Origin of the sequence: Staphylococcus schleiferi (assembly GCF_025558325.1) — a bacterium.
Lineage (GTDB): Bacteria > Bacillota > Bacilli > Staphylococcales > Staphylococcaceae > Staphylococcus > Staphylococcus schleiferi.
In genome coordinates this window covers 494,797-512,111 of the sequence record NZ_CP094712.1, presented here as the reverse complement: position 1 = coordinate 512,111, position 17,315 = coordinate 494,797, and the positions used below count along the sequence as shown (strand labels likewise).

Annotated in this window: 12 protein-coding genes; 2 read left to right on the top strand and 10 right to left on the bottom strand. The window is 37.0% G+C overall.

Features of this window, described 5'->3' with window-relative positions; genetic code table 11:
* Positions 1–54: 54 nt before the first annotated feature.
* From pflB to MUA40_RS02085, 6 genes are all read right to left on the bottom strand, one after another.
* Positions 55–2,304: a formate C-acetyltransferase gene (pflB, locus tag MUA40_RS02110; RefSeq protein WP_167732841.1), complete on the bottom strand. Its 2,250-nt coding sequence runs from the start codon at positions 2,302–2,304 to the stop codon at positions 55–57.
* A 541-nt stretch (positions 2,305–2,845) separates the two neighbouring features.
* A complete protein-coding gene (locus MUA40_RS02105; RefSeq protein WP_262569800.1) occupies positions 2,846–3,910 on the bottom strand; it encodes a PTS sugar transporter subunit IIC in 1,065 nt (354 codons plus the stop codon).
* A 509-nt stretch (positions 3,911–4,419) separates the two neighbouring features.
* A complete protein-coding gene (locus MUA40_RS02100) occupies positions 4,420–5,523 on the bottom strand; it encodes a Glu/Leu/Phe/Val family dehydrogenase (RefSeq protein WP_016426163.1) in 1,104 nt (367 codons plus the stop codon).
* Between the two features lie 255 nt (positions 5,524–5,778).
* Entirely contained in the window at positions 5,779–6,432 is a 654-nt protein-coding gene (locus MUA40_RS02095) for an ABC transporter permease (protein ID WP_016426162.1), read from the bottom strand.
* Positions 6,433–6,465: 33 nt separating this feature from the next.
* Complete coding sequence (locus MUA40_RS02090; protein ID WP_126496027.1) at positions 6,466–7,101, bottom strand: ABC transporter permease; 636 nt, start codon at positions 7,099–7,101, stop codon at positions 6,466–6,468.
* Positions 7,101–8,267 carry a betaine/proline/choline family ABC transporter ATP-binding protein gene (locus MUA40_RS02085; protein WP_167732840.1) on the bottom strand — a complete coding sequence of 389 codons (1,167 nt, stop codon included), beginning with the start codon at positions 8,265–8,267 and terminating at the stop codon, positions 7,101–7,103. Before MUA40_RS02085 ends, MUA40_RS02090 begins: the two co-directional genes overlap by 1 nt.
* A 310-nt stretch (positions 8,268–8,577) precedes the next feature.
* Between MUA40_RS02085 and scdA the strand changes: the two genes are divergently transcribed.
* Positions 8,578–9,258 carry an iron-sulfur cluster repair di-iron protein ScdA gene (gene scdA / locus MUA40_RS02080; RefSeq protein WP_016426159.1) on the top strand — a complete coding sequence of 227 codons (681 nt, stop codon included), beginning with the start codon at positions 8,578–8,580 and terminating at the stop codon, positions 9,256–9,258.
* Between the two features lie 177 nt (positions 9,259–9,435).
* Here the strand turns inward: scdA and MUA40_RS02075 are convergent, their stop codons facing one another.
* From MUA40_RS02075 to MUA40_RS02060, 4 genes are all read right to left on the bottom strand, one after another.
* Positions 9,436–10,575 (bottom strand): glycerate kinase family protein, encoded by a 1,140-nt coding sequence (locus tag MUA40_RS02075; protein ID WP_262570066.1) that lies wholly within the window; start codon positions 10,573–10,575, stop codon positions 9,436–9,438.
* Positions 10,576–10,746: 171 nt separating this feature from the next.
* Positions 10,747–11,358: a class A sortase SrtA gene (srtA, locus tag MUA40_RS02070; protein WP_016426157.1), complete on the bottom strand. Its 612-nt coding sequence runs from the start codon at positions 11,356–11,358 to the stop codon at positions 10,747–10,749.
* 168 nt (positions 11,359–11,526) lie between these two features.
* Positions 11,527–12,798 carry a pyruvate MFS transporter gene (locus MUA40_RS02065; RefSeq protein WP_262569796.1) on the bottom strand — a complete coding sequence of 424 codons (1,272 nt, stop codon included), beginning with the start codon at positions 12,796–12,798 and terminating at the stop codon, positions 11,527–11,529.
* A 334-nt stretch (positions 12,799–13,132) separates the two neighbouring features.
* The gene (locus MUA40_RS02060; protein ID WP_262569794.1) at positions 13,133–14,323 is read right to left on the bottom strand and encodes an MFS transporter; all 1,191 of its coding nucleotides are present in this window, start codon (positions 14,321–14,323) and stop codon (positions 13,133–13,135) included.
* A gap of 460 nt (positions 14,324–14,783) precedes the next feature.
* Here MUA40_RS02060 and MUA40_RS02055 point away from each other — a divergent pair, with 460 nt between their 5' ends.
* Positions 14,784–16,754 (top strand): fructose-bisphosphatase class III, encoded by a 1,971-nt coding sequence (locus tag MUA40_RS02055; RefSeq protein WP_016426154.1) that lies wholly within the window; start codon positions 14,784–14,786, stop codon positions 16,752–16,754.
* Positions 16,755–17,315: the final 561 nt, after the last annotated feature.

Below are 17,315 nucleotides of genomic sequence, written 5' to 3'. Positions count from 1 at the left end.
TTTTACCTTCTCTTAAAATCTGTCACTCCGACTGTGACATCTATTGCTTAGCCGTTACATTGTTTCGTGGAATGTACGAGAAATAACGTCTAATTGTTGTTCGCGTGTTAATTTAATAAAGTTTACAGCATATCCAGATACACGAACAGTTAATTGTGGATATTCTTCTGGGTGATCCATCGCATCAATCAATGTTTCACGATTGAATACGTTGATGTTTAAGTGGTGACCATGTTGTAAGGCATAACCATCAAGGATACTTACAAGGTTTTGTTCTTGTGTGTATTCTTCTTTACCTAATGATTTTGGAACGATACTAAATGTATTAGAAATACCGTCTTTACAGCAATCATAAGGTAATTTAGCTACTGATGATAATGATGCTAATGCACCGTTTGAATCACGGCCGTGCATTGGGTTTGCACCTGGCGCGAATGGTTCGCCAGCTTTACGTCCATCTGGTGTGTTACCTGTTTTCTTACCATAAACAACGTTTGAAGTAATTGTTAATACACTCATTGTATGTTCTGAATCACGGTAAGTGTGATGTTTACGTAATTTTCTCATGAAGCTTTCTACAAGTTGTACTGCAATGTCATCTACACGTGGATCGTTGTTACCGTATTTAGGGAATTCGCCTTTAGTTTCAAAGTCAACCACTAAGCCATTTTCATCGCGTACTGGGCGAACTTCTGCATATTTAATTGCTGATAATGAGTCAGCTGCAACTGATAAACCTGCAATACCAGTTGCCATTGTACGATGCACATCTGTATCGTGAAGTGCCATTTCAATACGTTCATAACTATATTTATCATGCATGTAGTGGATGACATTCAATGAATTGATGTACACGCCTGCAAGCCATTCCATCATTTCATCAAATTGACGATAAACTTCATCATAGTCTAAAACTTCTGATTCGATTGGCGCAAAGTTTGGTGCAACTTGAACACCTGATTTTTCATCTTTACCACCATTAATTGCATATAATAATGTTTTAGCTAAGTTTGCACGTGCACCGAAGAATTGCATTTGTTTACCAATACGCATTGCAGATACACAACATGCAATACCATAGTCATCGCCGTAGCTTTCACGCATCAAGTCATCATTTTCATATTGAATTGAACTTGTTTTGATACTCATTTTTGTACAGTAACGTTTGAAGTTTTCAGGTAAACGAGTTGACCAAAGTACAGTTAAGTTTGGTTCTGGTGCTGGTCCTAAGTTGTCTAATGAATGTAAGAAACGGAATGAGTTTTTAGTTACCATATGACGACCGTCAATGCCGACACCACCAATAGATTCTGTTACCCAAGTTGGGTCACCAGAGAATAATGCATTGTAATCAGGTGTACGCGCAAATTTTACAAGACGTAATTTCATGATGAAGTGGTCGATAATTTCTTGTACTTCTTTTTCAGTAATTGTACCCGCTTCTAAGTCACGTTCAGCGTAAATATCAAGGAAAGTTGAAGTACGTCCTAAACTCATTGCTGCACCGTTTTGTTCTTTAATCGCTGCAAGATAAGCCATGTATAACCATTGAACAGCTTCTTTAAAGTTTTCAGCAGGACGACTTAAGTCAAAGCCGTAACGTTCACCGAGTTGTTTTAATTCTTGTAAAGAACGATATTGTTCTGATACTTCTTCTCTTAAACGGATAACATCTTCAGTCATTGTTGTTGATAATTCGTTGAAGTCTTTTTGTTTTTCTTCCATTAAGAAATCAATACCATATAATGCAACACGACGATAGTCACCAATAATACGACCGCGTCCATATGCATCTGGTAAACCTGTGATAATCCCTGCTTTACGACACGCTAACATTTCTTTTGAGTAAGCATCGAATACACCTTGGTTATGTGTTTTACGATATTCTGTGAAAATATGTTCTGTTTCTTTGTCTAATTCATAGCCATAAGCTTCACAAGCAGCTTTTGCCATTCTAATACCACCAAATGGTTGCATTGAACGTTTGAATGGTTTGTCAGTTTGAACACCAACAATTTGTTCTAATGATTTGTCTAAATAACCTGCATCGTGCGATAAAATTGTTGATGGTAATTTTGTATCCATATCCCAAATGCCGCCACGGTCACGTTCTTCTTTAGATAACGCCATCACTTGATCCCATAATTTTTCAGTTGCTTCAGTAGGTCCTTCTAAGAAACTATCGTCACCTTGATAACCTGTGAAGTTCAATTGGATAAATTCACGTACATCTACATTGCGAGTCCAACGTCCAGTTTTAAATCCTTCCCAAGCATTGCTTCGAGTATTCGTATCTTTAATCATGGTTACATACCTCCAATTAGGTTTTGTTCATCATTTCACAATCAGTATACCATCACTTGTGAATAAAATCACTTTAAATTGTAAGCGTTTTAAAATATGTCATTTTTTAGATTTATTTTGTATAAATTTTTGTCACAATTCTGGTCTTATATTTTTAATTTTTTAAGTATACAACTTTGTTGTGAAACATTGATTTTAATCCCCGCATGTTTCATCATTTCTCACTTGGACATAAAAATTTCGATAGACTTCATGAACGTGTTTGCTTAGGGGCTCAAGTCTCAACTCAATTTGGATTCATTGAAGCAGAAGCGAAGTCATACGATACAAAGTTTTATCATAAAAAATAGCACTCAGACGATTCTCTAATAAAAATCATCTGAGCGCTATTTATTTTGGGATTAATGTCCATCTTTTTTACTTACAAATCATAAGTAGAGCATGGTTTGATCATCAATTCAATTTTTAAAGGTGCATCTACAAACGCGTGCGAGCGACGCTATCATGTCTTTAAAATACTTTAATTTTGAAGCTCAACTTGTTATTTTTCAGTCGCTGTAAATTTGTATATCTCAGAAGTGTAAAGTTTAAACACTTTAGAAAGCAACAAATTGACTATAAAGCCTACAACAAGTGGGATAATAAAAAATACGGTAATCACAATCATCAGCGATGCTGCATGATTGCCTTCCATTAATTCTAATGCTTTAATCGGACCCACAAGTCCAACTATTCCAAAACCAGCCGTTTCTTTTGTTCCAGTGATACCGAGCAGTGCACCTGCCGCTCCTGTAATCGCAGCAGTAATCCCCACTGGTAAAAAGATAATAGGGTAACGAATTGTATTAGGAATCATCATTTTCATGCCCCCTAATAAGATCGCAATGGGCACACCAATTTTATTGACACGCAAAGTACCAATGAACAACACGATTGCTGTCGTGGCTACCCCAATAGCAGCTGATCCCGCAGCTAATCCAGAAATCCCAATCGCAAGACCGACTGCAATCGTAGAAATCGGTGAAATGATAATAAATGAAAATAATACTGCAATCAATACACCCATTAAAACGGGTTGTAAAGTCGTAAAAGTATTCACCAAACTTCCGATTGCTAATGTAATTTTACTAACATAAGGTAAGGTTAAAACACCGATGAGACCCGGTATGCCTCCGACTAAAATAGGCAATAAAATCACATTTAGGCTTCCTAATCGGTCACCAATCCATAATACTAGTAGCACGGCAATTGAAGCGGTAATCATCGTATTAATTAAATCTCCAATTCCTACGATTTGCCATCCAGCTTCAGTCACTTTAGCTGCACCAGAACCTACAAAAGATGCTGCACCTACTAAAGCTGTGCTCATCGGATCAAGTTTGAATTGTAAGGCGATGAGTACACCGACCATAACAGGTAAAGCAAACTGTATGCCTAACACGACGAATTGTAATGTACTAAATATATCTGCATATTGGCTTAAATATTTAAATAATCCACCTAATACAGCATTCGGAATTAGTCCTGCAATTATTGAAATTGCTAAGCCATTCAACACCTTATACATAAATTGTTTAAAGTTCATTCTTTTCTCTGTTGTTTCCATTTTATCTACCACCTAAAATGAGTTAATGAGATGTATTACATGGCTAAGTTGTGAAGTAGACAATAATAACAAGGGGTACGCCATCTGATTGGAGACATAAGTGTACATCGTCATGTACTATGCGATACACCAACACTTTCCGGCACAATTCCCTTTTTGAACATTCACCTTTAGCTGCATTTGAATACTCTTGTAGCGTACCGTAACCCTTTTTATTTTTCAATATCATTTTTTTGAATTTTCTTATTATTAAAGTGCTAAACATGGTTAATACGCTTTTGCACAAAAATATTAAAACACCCTTCGAAGTCTTCATTATACAATGACCACTTTGAAGGGCGCCTATTATGATGTTGTATATTTAAAACGGTACAAACTTAGATAAGCCTCAAATTTTCGATTTCTACACACGCCATCAACATCCCGTCGACTGTGGTTGTTATCCCTCAATCAGCACAAAGTTTTAGGTATGCGCACCAAAAAATGATATTTCAGGTTGTTTAAACATTTCAATGGGTACGTGTATCACGCAATTGATTGTTCGGCTTGGCTGAGTATTTACTGTGCACACGCATCATTGTATTGATTCTTGATTCAGCTAAATGCTCTGCCGCTTGTAATGGTAAAACATGCGTTTCTTTCGCAATTGTAAATATTTTATCCATTTGATCATAGACAGCTTTTACTTTTTTCTCAGCCCGCTCACGATGATAGCCGTTCAGTTCATCAGCCACGTTAATGACGCCACCACTGTTCACAACAAAATCCGGTGCATAAATAATGCCACGTTTTTCTAACATTTGACCATGACGATTTTCTTCTAAGAGCTGATTATTTGCACTACCACAAACCATTTTAGCTTTTAACGAAGGAATCGTTTCATCGTTCAACACGCCACCTAAGGCACATGGTGCAAAAATATCTGCATCGACACTATAAATTTCATCAATGCCGACTGCTTGCGCATCAAATGCTTCAACCGCATTCTGAACTGCTTCTTCGTTAATATCAGTGACGATCAAATGTGCTCCTTCATCATGCAAATATTGGCACATATGAAAAGCAACATTGCCCACACCTTGGACAGCAACTGTTTTTCCTTTTAACGAATCTGACCCGAAGGCTTCTTTCGCAGTTCGCTTCATTGCGTAATAAACCCCCAATGCGGTCATCGGGCTTGGATTGCCACCTGAACCATAAGATTCACTAATCCCACAGACATGCGGTGTTTCTAAGTAAATCATATCCATATCTTCAACCGTTGTGCCTACATCTTCAGCAGTGATATAGCGTCCATCTAAACTATGAATATAGCGACCTAGCGCACGAAAGAATGCTTCGGACTTATCTTTTTTAGGGTCGCCAATGACTACTGTTTTTGCGCCACCTAGATTTAAACCAGCAGCTGCATTTTTGTATGTCATCCCTTTTGCAAGTCGCATCACATCAGTGATTGCTTCTTCTTCCGTTTCATAGTTCCAAAAACGACATCCCCCTAACGCAGGACCTAAAGTCGTATCATGAATACATATAATTGCCTTCAATCCTGTCGTTTCATCATGACAAAAAACTAATTGCTCGTAATCAGCTTGTGCCATTTTTTCAAAAATCATTGCCATTCCTCCTCTGTTATTACATTTCCCGTGGATGAAAACGCGAGTCATGGACACATTCGAAATATGTCTTCCCCTTTTTAAAAGTGCATCTCAATCACACTTTCAAACCCGTTCATTCACTCAAGCAACAGATTTCATTTGAAGAAATATCAGTCACTTAATGTAAGCGTTTCCAACCTTTGAATATCATAACATAAGTCGGTCGTTTTTTCATAGTTGACTACTTATTGAACTAGGAAAAAAATTTTAAATTTAAGCATGCTTTGCAGAATCTAATCTTTTTTCTACAAGACGTAAAAGCACATCAATGCCTACAGCAATTAAAGCAATAGGAATTGCGCCTGCTAAAATAAAAGTGGTACCATCTGTCGCGTTTGTCCCTCTGATGACGACATCTCCTAATGTTGGTGCACCGATAAACGAACCCACTGCAACCACACCTACTGCGACAACAAGCGCAATTCGTACCCCACCAATGATGACTGATAATGCGAGTGGGAGTTCAATCATTCTGAGCACTTGATTTTGTGTCATGCCCATACCTTTCCCTGCATCTTTAATGTTGCTATCGACGCCCGTGATGCCTGTGTACGTATTTTTAATAATCGGTAACAGTGCATAAAGAAATACAGCGACAACAACTGTCGTTGTTCCGAGTCCCATTTGTAACATCAAAATGGCAAGCATCGCAATAACTGGGACCGTCTGTATGACATTCGCTACCGTAATGACGAACCAAGCCATTTTGTTGTAACGTGATAATAAAATACCTAAAGGAATACCGATAAGAGAAGCGAATAATACGCCATACACAGACATTAATAAATGATTCAAAAATAATGCCCATAAGTAGCCAATATTATTTTGATAGTATTGGAATAACTGTTCGATTAAGTTTCCTGACATTGTTTGACCTCCTATTTATTCATTATCTTCCGCTTATTTCTCAACTTTTAACCCTTTAGGTATCGTCCATCTTTCAACTAACGCTAACAACATATCAGCAATCAAAGCGAGCGCCGTTACTAAAATTGCCGCTACAATAATCATATTGGCATTATATAAATTCAACCCATTAAAAATAAAATCACCCAAGCCGCCAGCGCCCACGTAACTAGCTAGCGTTGCCCAACTAATGACATAAACGCTTGATAAACGAATCCCCCCCATAATTAATGGGAGCGCTAGAGGAAGTTCAACACTCTTCATGAGCTGAAAACGTGTCATCCCCATACTTAAACCTGCTTGCTTAATGTTCTCATCAATATTTTGAACACCTAATACGGTATTACTTAAAATAGGTAAAAGCACATATAAAAATAAAGCAATAATCGCTGGTGTTTTCCCTACACCAAAAATTGGAATCATCAATGCTAGAATTGCCAATGTCGGGATGGTTTGTAAAACACCTGCTGCTGTAAGGACTACATTGGCAACTTTCCGTGTTTTCGCCAATACAATACCCAGAGGTACTGCAATAATAATGGCGATAAATAATGCCATTAATGATATATAAAAGTGCTCAATGGTTTTATTAAGGAGTTCACCGCTATATTCATGTAAGAATTGAATCATTAGATCCCATCTCCTATATTATTTTCAATATTGACTTGTTCCGCTTCAGCATCTTCACCCCATATCGAGTCATAAACAATATCGACTAAATTGGCACGTGTAATTAAACCGACAAGTCGGCCTTCATTATCAACGACCGGAATATTACGCACGTTTCGTTTTAAAATTGTTCGCACAGAATCTTGTAGCTTACTGTCTACATGCACATGGTAGACGTCCCGTTGCATCACATCAATTAACTCTGCTTGCTTCCGTAGTCCTTCGTTTATATCCTCTATGTCTAAATAGCCCAATAATTTATTTTGCTTGTTCACAATAAATATCGTATCAATTCGTTTTTCTCTCATAAGGGAGACCGTATGATTGAGCGAATCATCCGCATTAACGGTAATAGGCTTAATCATCGCATCTTGTACTGTACGTATATTCGGTCTTTCTTGTATCAAACGATGATCACCAATAAACGTTTTTACAAAATCATTCGCCGGATGACGTAAAATATTATCTGGCGTATCATACTGTACGACTTTCCCTTCCGACATTATACAAATACGATCTGCCAATTTTATCGCTTCGTCCATATCATGTGTTACAAAAATAAACGTTTTGCCAAGTTTTTTCTGTAATGATTTGACCAAATCTTGCAGTGTATCTCGTGTAATCGGATCGAGCGCACCAAAAGGCTCATCCATCAATATAATGTCTTGTTCCGCTGCTAAAGCTCTAATAACGCCAATACGTTGCTGTTGTCCTCCTGATAATTGCGCAGGATACTGGTCTAAGTAAGACTCAGGTAAATCCACTAATTTGATGAGTTCTTTAGCTTTTTGTGTTTTCTTTTCTTCTGACCATTTTAATAACTTGGGTACTAAAACAATATTCTCTTTGATTGTCATATGCGGCATAAGACCAATTTGTTGTATCACATAGCCGATACTTCGGCGTAATTCTACCGGATTCATCTTACGGACATCTTGATCCCCAATTAAAATTTTGCCACTTGTGGCCTCAATCATACGATTAATCATTCGCAATGCTGTCGTTTTTCCGCTTCCACTTGTCCCTATAAATGCTACAAATGAGCCTTCTTCAATATCAAGACTCAAATTATCCACGGCTTTCTTTCCACCTGGATAGATTTTAGTTAAATTCTGAATACGCAACATATACTTCTCTCCTCTAGATTCGATGCTTCGATGGCATACTGTAATAGGTGTCTCATTAGCAGTCACATACTGAATGATAACGATATTCCCTGTTTAACTGTTTTTACGATTTTTTCAAATTCAACTCTATTACTATTTTAACATAATTAATGAACTATTAATTGAAAAAGCATGAATAATTACACTCAGTCAATTTACGATATAAACTTATCCACTTTCTGAACTAAATAAAGTAAAATCCCTAATGTTCATTTTTTCACAAAGACTTTAATCTAGACTTATAAGATTTAAACAGAAAGGATGAATTTTGATGATACAAACACAAGAAAAGGTCGCAGATATTGTAACGCAATACCCTAAAACAGCAGATGTTTTCCGTAAATATGGCATCGATTTTTGCTGTGGTGGACAAGTTTCAATCTTGAAAGCCGTTGAACAACATCCTCGTATCGATGTAGACGCATTAGTCAATGAGTTAGAGCAAGCAAGTCAAATTCAAGGAGCAGGTATAGATACACGTTATTTAGATGTGCCCTCATTGATTCAATACATCCAATCACGTTATCACGATACTTTAAGAGCAGAATTCAAACAACTCTCTCCTTATGTAACAAAGCTGGCAAAGGTACATGGTCCTCAAAACCCTCATTTAATTCAATTAAAATCGGTCTATGATACTTTTAAAGATGAGATGTTAGCGCATATTGAGGAAGAAGAACAAATTGCTTTTCCAAAATTGGTTGCGGCGTATCAAGGAGAACAAATTGAAGATCTCGAGGCAACGATCGATTCGCTGATAAGTGAACATCTGAATGCAGGACAATTACTACAAGAGATACGTCAACTAACAGATGATTTTGAAACTCCAAGTACAGCGTGTGGGACTTGGCGCTTAGTTTATCAACGCATTGAAGACTTAGAAAAAGAAACACATGCACATGTCCACTTAGAAAATCATGTGCTATTCCCTAAAGTAGAACATTTACGCTAATTTTGGTTAAATCCTTCTATATAAAAAAACAAAATAACGAGAGGGCAGTTTGCATCAATTGATTGTCAACTGTCCTCTGATTGGTTTAAACCCATTTTATAGTTAAAATATTTATACAGACCCATCCGTTTGATGTCAATCTGTTTAACTCGATGAAATATCATCTAACCATAGGGATTATTGATAATGGATCATAGAGAACTTAGCCATATTGCGGGCCCATTCCGTCAAATCATCAGGCCCTCTTTTTAAGGCAGATTCTACTGACCTCGGACCTGTCGACAAACTAAACACTGCATCGATGCCATGCATTTCAACCGCTTCATATCCTTCGCCTAATACACCGGCTACTGCAATAACAGGCTTATGATATTTTTTCGCAGCTTTTGCGACGCCAATCGGTGTTTTACCATATATCGTTTGCCCGTCAATAGCGCCTTCTCCAGTAATGACTAAATCAGTATTTAAAGCAGAATGATAAAAATGTGTCGCATCTAAAACGATATCAATCCCTCGGCGTAATTCCACATTTAAGAAAGCACATAGCCCTGCACCTAAACCACCTGCTGCACCGGCACCAGGTATGTTTTTGACCCTTTTATTGAGAGTCTTTTCAATGACGGTGTTCCATTGTGTTAAGGCAGATTCTAAGATAACCTGATCTTCTGCGGTTGCCCCTTTTTGTTGGCTATAAATCGCCGTTGCACCACGATGGCCTAATAGTGGATTATCTACATCACACGCCACTTCAAAAAGAATATGGTCAAAACGTGGATCTTGTCCCTCTCTGTCAATACGCGCAAGATGTTGCAACGCTTCACCACCAAATGGCAAATCGTTTCCTTGTGCATCATATAAACGAACACCTAGTGCTTGAAGTAAACCCGCACCGCCATCGTTTGTTGCACTTCCACCTATACCTAATATAATATGAGAGACACCTTGATCTACTGCATGTCGTAAAAGTTCACCTGTCCCATAGGTGGTCGAGATTAAAGGATTACGGTGTGCTTTTGGAATCAAATCTAAACCAGACGCAGCTGCCATTTCTATTACTGCAGTTCGTCCTTCATTAGCAATACTATAAGTGGCTTCTACTGGACTGCCTAATGGCCCAGTGACTGTAGTTGTTACAAACTTTCCTCCTAACGCATCGTGTAAGGATTGTGTTGTCCCCTCGCCACCATCTGCCATTGGAATTTTTTTAAACGTGTCACATTCCCCAGTCACTGAACGCCATCCTTTTTCAATGGCATTTGCTGCTTCCATTGCAGTCATACTTTCTTTAAACGAATCCGGTGCAATTAAAATACGCATTTCTATCCTCTCCCGTTCACCCTCATTTGTTAGATTCATTTTACACCGTCCCTGCTTGAAAACAAAATGATGTATAACTAAAAAAGTGACTTAAATCTCTAAACATCTCTGTTAGAAATCTAAGCCACTTTTCATCTCGTACATTTATTCATTTAAAACAATTTATGATGATTAAGCCACTTGTTCTGCAACATATATTTTACGCGTTAACCATTGACCTGTATTTTCATCATAATCATCACATGTAATTAACGTCAATTGATCTTTTTTCTTTTTCATTTCGTCTAAAACTTCGACTTGCTCTGGTTTGACATCTTTAATTGAAGTGATTTTATAGCGCCGCGTTTCATCTCCAATTTTAAAAGTCGCTTTTGCACCTTTTTTCGCCTTATGCAAGTTTGTGAATTGATAATTCAACGTATAATCCGTATGACCTGCAATGGAAATATTTTGCTGATCTAATGTCTCATCGCCTTCTGCAAAACTTACACCTCGGTTGAGTTGCTCAGGTGTTGCTGGTCCCGGATAAACAGCTTCTTTAATGTCTACTGATGGAATTTCAAGAACGCCAACAATTTTTGATGGATCTTTCGGAACTTGAGGTGTTTTCTTCTTTTCAGAAGCTGGTGCTTTTTTTTGCTCTGACTGATACTGTTCAATCTTCTTTTCATTATCTTGCTTCGTAAAATAGGCATCGATTTTCGGCTTAAATACAAGATAAATACCACCGATAATCAGCGCAATACCTATCAGCGGAAATAACCATCGTGTCAATTTTTGCATCATTTAACCTCTTTTACAAATAATTTATGTCATTTTATTATATACTGTTACGCTCAAATTGAAAACAAAACAGAACAGATAAAAGAAGCGCCATAATGCTGAACATACCTTGTCACACCTCATTTTGTTTAGGTTTGAGTCCTTTGGATCTAAATGATAATCTTTGTCTTATCCATCCACTTGATCTTTAATTAATGGTTCATCAGGCTTCACAAAAAACCAAAGTGCTATAGCAATGATTACAAGTAATGCCATCGAACGTAATATCGTTACCCAGCCTAGATAATCCGCTAAAAAGCCTGCTAATAAAGGCCCTAACATCGCGCCGATATTGCCCCATAAGTTCATCCAACCAGAAACTGTACCAGAAAAGTTGCGTCCTAAATCCGTAGCTGAAACCCAGCTCATCACCATCGATAAACCAACCCCACTTAGGCAAAGTGACATCCAAATGATATTGCCTACAAGCGTCGCAGATGAAATTGCAAAATTTAAAGAAACACCGAACACAATAAAACCAAATATAGCAATTAAAGCACGCGCTGTAAAACGCGACTTACCTGCGCTCAAAATTTTGTCAGAAATCGTACCCCCTAGCATAATCAAAATAAACATACAGAACCAAGGAATACCTGCAATCTTACTCATCGTCATTGCATCTATTTTAAACTGCTCAATTAAATATGTCGGTAACCAAATTAAAAATAAAGTAATCACAAATTGAACAATAAAATATTGTGCAGCTATGGCATAAAAACTAAAACGAGAAAAGAACATCCCCCATGGTGCAGATGATTTTTCCGTCTTCATAATATCTCGATTTTGTAGAATGTATTGCTTTTCTGCTTCATTTACCATTTGATGATGTTCTGGTAAATCTTTTGCGATAATGCCCCATAAAATAGCAATGACAAAGCCCACCGCCCCAAAGATGTAAAAAACAGCTTGCCAACCAAACGCATTATAGATGGTTACAGTTATAAAGGGTGCTAATACGGGCCCAAAATATGATCCTGCGAGCAATGCACTAGATGCACGTCCTTTTTCATTTTTACCAAACCAAAACGTATTGAAGACAGCATTAGATGGAAACATCGGTGCTTCACCTATACCAAATAAAAATCGAACAAGAAATAAAAAGCCATGCTGTCTGACAATACCTGTAAAAATTGTGAAAGCACTCCACCATACCAGTGCAATCGTTAGCATTTTTTTCGGACCATACTTTTCAGCCAAAAATCCTGCTGGTACTTGCATTAACGCATAACCAAGTGAGAAAAATGATGCAAGTAATGCAAACTGCCCTTTCGTTAAACCTAAATCTTTCATCATAGGACCCGCAATATAAGAAATATTGGATCGGTCCATATAGGCAATGACACCGACTAGAAAGAAAATCCCTGCAAACATCCAACGTATATTTGTTTTCTTTTGACTCATAACTTTTGCCCCGCTTTCATAATGATGCACGTTTGTCGTTTTACATAGGTTGATATGCATCCTCAGGCAAAGATGAACAGTCTTCAAAAGTAAGCACGCATCCCACTCATTCTTCCCGACATCTTTTGCCATAATATAATTGATCTATGAATGGAATGACGCTCATCGCAGATATTAATCCTTTCATATTAGTATCTGAATATAGCATGTTGAGAAAGCGGTTACAACATATTTTTTCAGATTTTTTATTTTATTCAGACTATTTATCGTAATAAAAATTCGCAAGTGCTTGTAGTCTAAAATAAGAGACTTCAAACACTTGCTTTTTTGAATTTTAATGCTCTTCTATTTTTCGATGGCGATGTCTTTGTCCATGTAAAATGCTATATAACAATATACATATCAACATCAATATACCGATGCCTAAATACATCGTACGGTAACCGATAGATGGCACAATGATACCGATTAATGCTGGTCCAAAGCCAATGCCGATATCTAATCCGATATAGAAAGTTGATGTTGCTAAGCCGACTTTATCCGGATCTGACATTTTCACTGCGACAACGTTACCTACAGCTGTCATACTTCCGTATCCGATACCTACTAAAGCACCAGAAACTAATAATCCCCAACCCGCATGCGCTGAAGCTAAAATCAAGAGCCCTAAGCCAAAAAGTAACAAAGCGGGATACGCAATCCAGTTTTCATGATATTCATCTAAAATGTGGCCGACGATAGGTCGCGTCAAAATAGAAGTGATGGCATAACAAATAAAGTAATAACTTGCGACTTCAGTCAAATGAATTTGCTCTGCATATAATTGTAAAAATGATAAAACAGAGGCATAACCTAAACCACAAATCAGTATAACAAACGCGATAGGCAGCGCTGGTAACGAGATGAATTGAGAAATATGGATTCTATGATGTTCTTCATGTTTAGGCTCAATTTCAACTTTGACTTTCAAAAATAACGCGATGACAAATGCAGCTATCGCAATCACAAGACAAAATGTAAAAAGAACAAACGCTGGATAGAAATGGGCTAAATAGAGCCCTAAAAAGGGGCCTACTGCTGCACCTATCACTAGGCTGAGACTAAACAAACTAATCGCTACACCGCGACGTTCCGGTGGTGAAATAAGCGGAACAATTGTCCCTGTTGCTGTCGTAGCAACCGCAAGTGCAAGACCATTTAAAAATCGAGTGATTAATAAAAGAGTCAAGCTCCCTTCAATAAAATAAAGTCCCTGTGTCAAAATGAAAAATATAAGACCCACGATTAATATTTTTTGTGGACCAATCTCATGAATATAGCGTCCTACGACGAACCGTCCAATTAATGCACCTACAATAAATATCCCTGATACAAGTCCTGCCATGCCTGCAGTCACATGGTATTGTTTGATCGAATACTGTGCAATGACCACAATGAGTAAATACATTGTTAAATAAACAAGAAAATTGACTACAAAATTTAGTATATAATTTTTAAGAAATTGACTCCCCTTATCCGCAGTCATTCAAAATCCTCCTTCTAAAATAGTAAGCTAGGCTAACTAATAACTTGACCATTATACCGTTTTCGATAAGGTAAATCAACCTCTTGAAATGATTAAAAGACCTATGAAAGCGCATCCCATAATCAAATTTTGCACTATCTATGGCTTGTTTTATGTCTTTTCTATAGATTCTAAAGTATTAAGCTTAAACGCTTGGAGTACATCCAGTTCCTATAAGGCCTGTTATTCTCCACTCCAAACAAGTCCGTTTAACTTCACAAAAGAATATGGTTTAATAGAATTGAAACCGCTTAAAATAAAATAATTGTGTCATTCATTAACGATTGGGGCGATTGGACAATGAAGCATTGATTCTGTCATGTTTTAAAAGCAATCTGAAAGCACGCTTCAACGCGTCACTTTTAATTCAACGGCTTCATCCCCATTCATACATACGATGAATATTAAAGGAGTCAATACTATGTTATCTGATACAGAAAAAGAGCTAAAAAAGCAATATCTTGATTTGCTCGCTGAGAAATATGATTCTGAAGAAAAAGTAGCCACTGAAATTATCAGTCTCGAATCTATTTTAGAGCTTCCAAAAGGCACTGAGCATTTTGTCAGTGATTTACACGGTGAATTTCACGCCTTTCAACACGTATTGCGAAACGGATCTGGTAACGTACAAGCGAAGGTTCACGATATTTTTGACAATCGACTTGATCAAAAAACGATGAACGAATTGATTGCACTTGTTTATTATCCAGAAGAGAAAATAAAGCGAATTAGAGGCCAGTTTAACAGTAAAGCGGAACGTCATGAATGGTACGAAAAAACAATTCAACGCTTATTAGAAGTCATAACTTATACATCTTCAAAATATACGCGTTCCAAATTACGTAAAGCTTTATCACCAGAATATGTTTTTATTATTGAAGAACTTTTATATAAAAGTAATAAATACAATAACAAAAAGGATTATTACGAGACGATTATTCGCCAAATCATTAAGTTAAATCAAGCTGAAAAACTTATCATTAGTTTGGCCAATACTATTCAACGACTCGTTGTGGATCACTTACATGTTGTTGGTGATATTTATGACCGGGGACCTCATCCTGATAAAATCATTGATACGTTAATCGATTATCATTCTGTTGATATTCAATGGGGAAATCACGACGTTTTATGGATGGGCGCCTATTCTGGATCAAAAGTATGTTTAGCAAACCTTTTACGAATTTGTGCCCGTTATGATAATTTGGACATCATTGAAGATGCATACGGGATTAACTTGAGACCTTTACTGACTTTAGCTGAAAAATATTATGATGATAATCCCGCATTTCGTCCTAAAAAGCATCCTGAAAAGACACCATCAGAATCTGAAAGACTACAAATCACTAAAATTCATCAAGCCATTACTATGATTCAGTTTAAATTAGAGGCTCCAATTATTAAACGTCGTCCAGAGTTCGAAATGGAGTCAAGATTACTATTGGATCGCGTTAATTATCAAGATAGAACAGTTGAAATAGACGGTGTCGTCCACCCTGTTGAAAATACATGTTTTAGAACCGTCGATCCAAGACAACCCAGTGCACTTCTTGAAGAAGAAAAAGAAGTTATTGATAAACTATTAATTTCATTCCAAGAATCTGAAAAATTGCGTCGTCATATTGATTTTCTAATGAAAAAAGGTAACCTTTATTTGCGTTATAATGGCAATCTTTTAATTCACGGTTGTATTCCTATTGACGAACAAGGTGAAATGGAAGGCATGGTCATTAATGGGCAATATGAATCAGGGCGCGCATTAGTGGATGAATTTGAAAAACATGTTCATTATGCATACGAACATAAAGATGAACACGACGACCTTTCTACCGATTTAGTTTGGTATTTATGGACAGGTAAATATTCTTCACTTTTTGGAAAACGTGCGATGACAACGTTTGAACGTTATTTCATTCAAGATAAAAAAACGCATAAAGAAAAGAAAAACCCTTATTATCATTTGCGTGAAGATGAAGCTGTCGTCAAAAAAATGCTACAAGAGTTTGATTTAGATCCAGAACAAGGCCGAATTATTAATGGACATACACCTGTAAAAGAACGTGATGGTGAGACGCCTATCAAGGCCAATGGTAAAATGCTCGTCATCGATGGTGGCTTTTCGAAAGCTTATCAATCAACAACAGGGATTGCTGGTTATACTTTACTCTACAATTCATTCGGTATGCAGTTGGTGGCGCATCAACAATTCAACTCAAAAGAAAATATGTTAGAAACGGGTGAAGATGAGCTATCCATACGACGTGTCGTGGATGAAGAATTAGAACGTAAGCTTATTCGCGATACCAATAAAGGTGCAGAATTACAGAAAGAAATCGACATGTTGAAAGCCCTCATGAACTATCGTTACATGAAAAAATCTACGCATTATTAATTCAATATAGGGACTTTGTATGAGAGAGCAATTGATTTTACAATCTTAATTTGAAACCTCTTTGATTGCTTTTCATTATTGTCAGTTCGATCAGTTATCATACATGTATGAGGGGCGAGACATCATTATGTCTTGCCCCAATTTTGTTGCAAATAAAAGTGGTAATGTTCAAAAGAAAGGTGTAAAATTTGAGAGTGCGCATTGAAGCGATTCAAAATGAAGTATGAAATCATGGTAAGCGAATTCGAAGGCAATGACGGTCGATTGTAAGCACAAAGTGCGTGTTATTGCACGCTTGGATAAAGACATGGTCCAGTTCTTTTCTCATTATAAATTGACTTTGACTATACAACCAAAATGTTTCATGACTTCAAAATGCTATCTATATAAAATCAAAAATAATAACTTTTTAATCTCAGAAATTTTTCATATGATAGATTGGAAATTCAAATCATACGACTAGAGCAAAAATCAAATTTTTACAATATTTTACTTTTTAAATCGTGGTGTATTATAATGTTGAAAGCGTTTACTTATGAAATGCGAATCATTGGAGGGAGA

Bases quoted from the DNA above. Each gene is read 5' to 3' on its own strand.
- pflB (WP_167732841.1), bottom strand. From the start codon at position 2,304: ATGATTAAAGATACGAATACTCGAAGCAATGCTTGGGAAGGATTTAAA.
- MUA40_RS02105 (WP_262569800.1), bottom strand. From the start codon at position 3,910: ATGGAAACAACAGAGAAAAGAATGAACTTTAAACAATTTATGTATAAG.
- MUA40_RS02100 (WP_016426163.1), bottom strand. From the start codon at position 5,523: ATGATTTTTGAAAAAATGGCACAAGCTGATTACGAGCAATTAGTTTTT.
- MUA40_RS02095 (WP_016426162.1), bottom strand. From the start codon at position 6,432: ATGTCAGGAAACTTAATCGAACAGTTATTCCAATACTATCAAAATAAT.
- MUA40_RS02090 (WP_126496027.1), bottom strand. From the start codon at position 7,101: ATGATTCAATTCTTACATGAATATAGCGGTGAACTCCTTAATAAAACC.
- MUA40_RS02085 (WP_167732840.1), bottom strand. From the start codon at position 8,267: ATGTTGCGTATTCAGAATTTAACTAAAATCTATCCAGGTGGAAAGAAA.
- scdA (WP_016426159.1), top strand. From the start codon at position 8,578: ATGATACAAACACAAGAAAAGGTCGCAGATATTGTAACGCAATACCCT.
- MUA40_RS02075 (WP_262570066.1), bottom strand. From the start codon at position 10,575: ATGCGTATTTTAATTGCACCGGATTCGTTTAAAGAAAGTATGACTGCA.
- srtA (WP_016426157.1), bottom strand. From the start codon at position 11,358: ATGCAAAAATTGACACGATGGTTATTTCCGCTGATAGGTATTGCGCTG.
- MUA40_RS02065 (WP_262569796.1), bottom strand. From the start codon at position 12,798: ATGAGTCAAAAGAAAACAAATATACGTTGGATGTTTGCAGGGATTTTC.
- MUA40_RS02060 (WP_262569794.1), bottom strand. From the start codon at position 14,323: ATGACTGCGGATAAGGGGAGTCAATTTCTTAAAAATTATATACTAAAT.
- MUA40_RS02055 (WP_016426154.1), top strand. From the start codon at position 14,784: ATGTTATCTGATACAGAAAAAGAGCTAAAAAAGCAATATCTTGATTTG.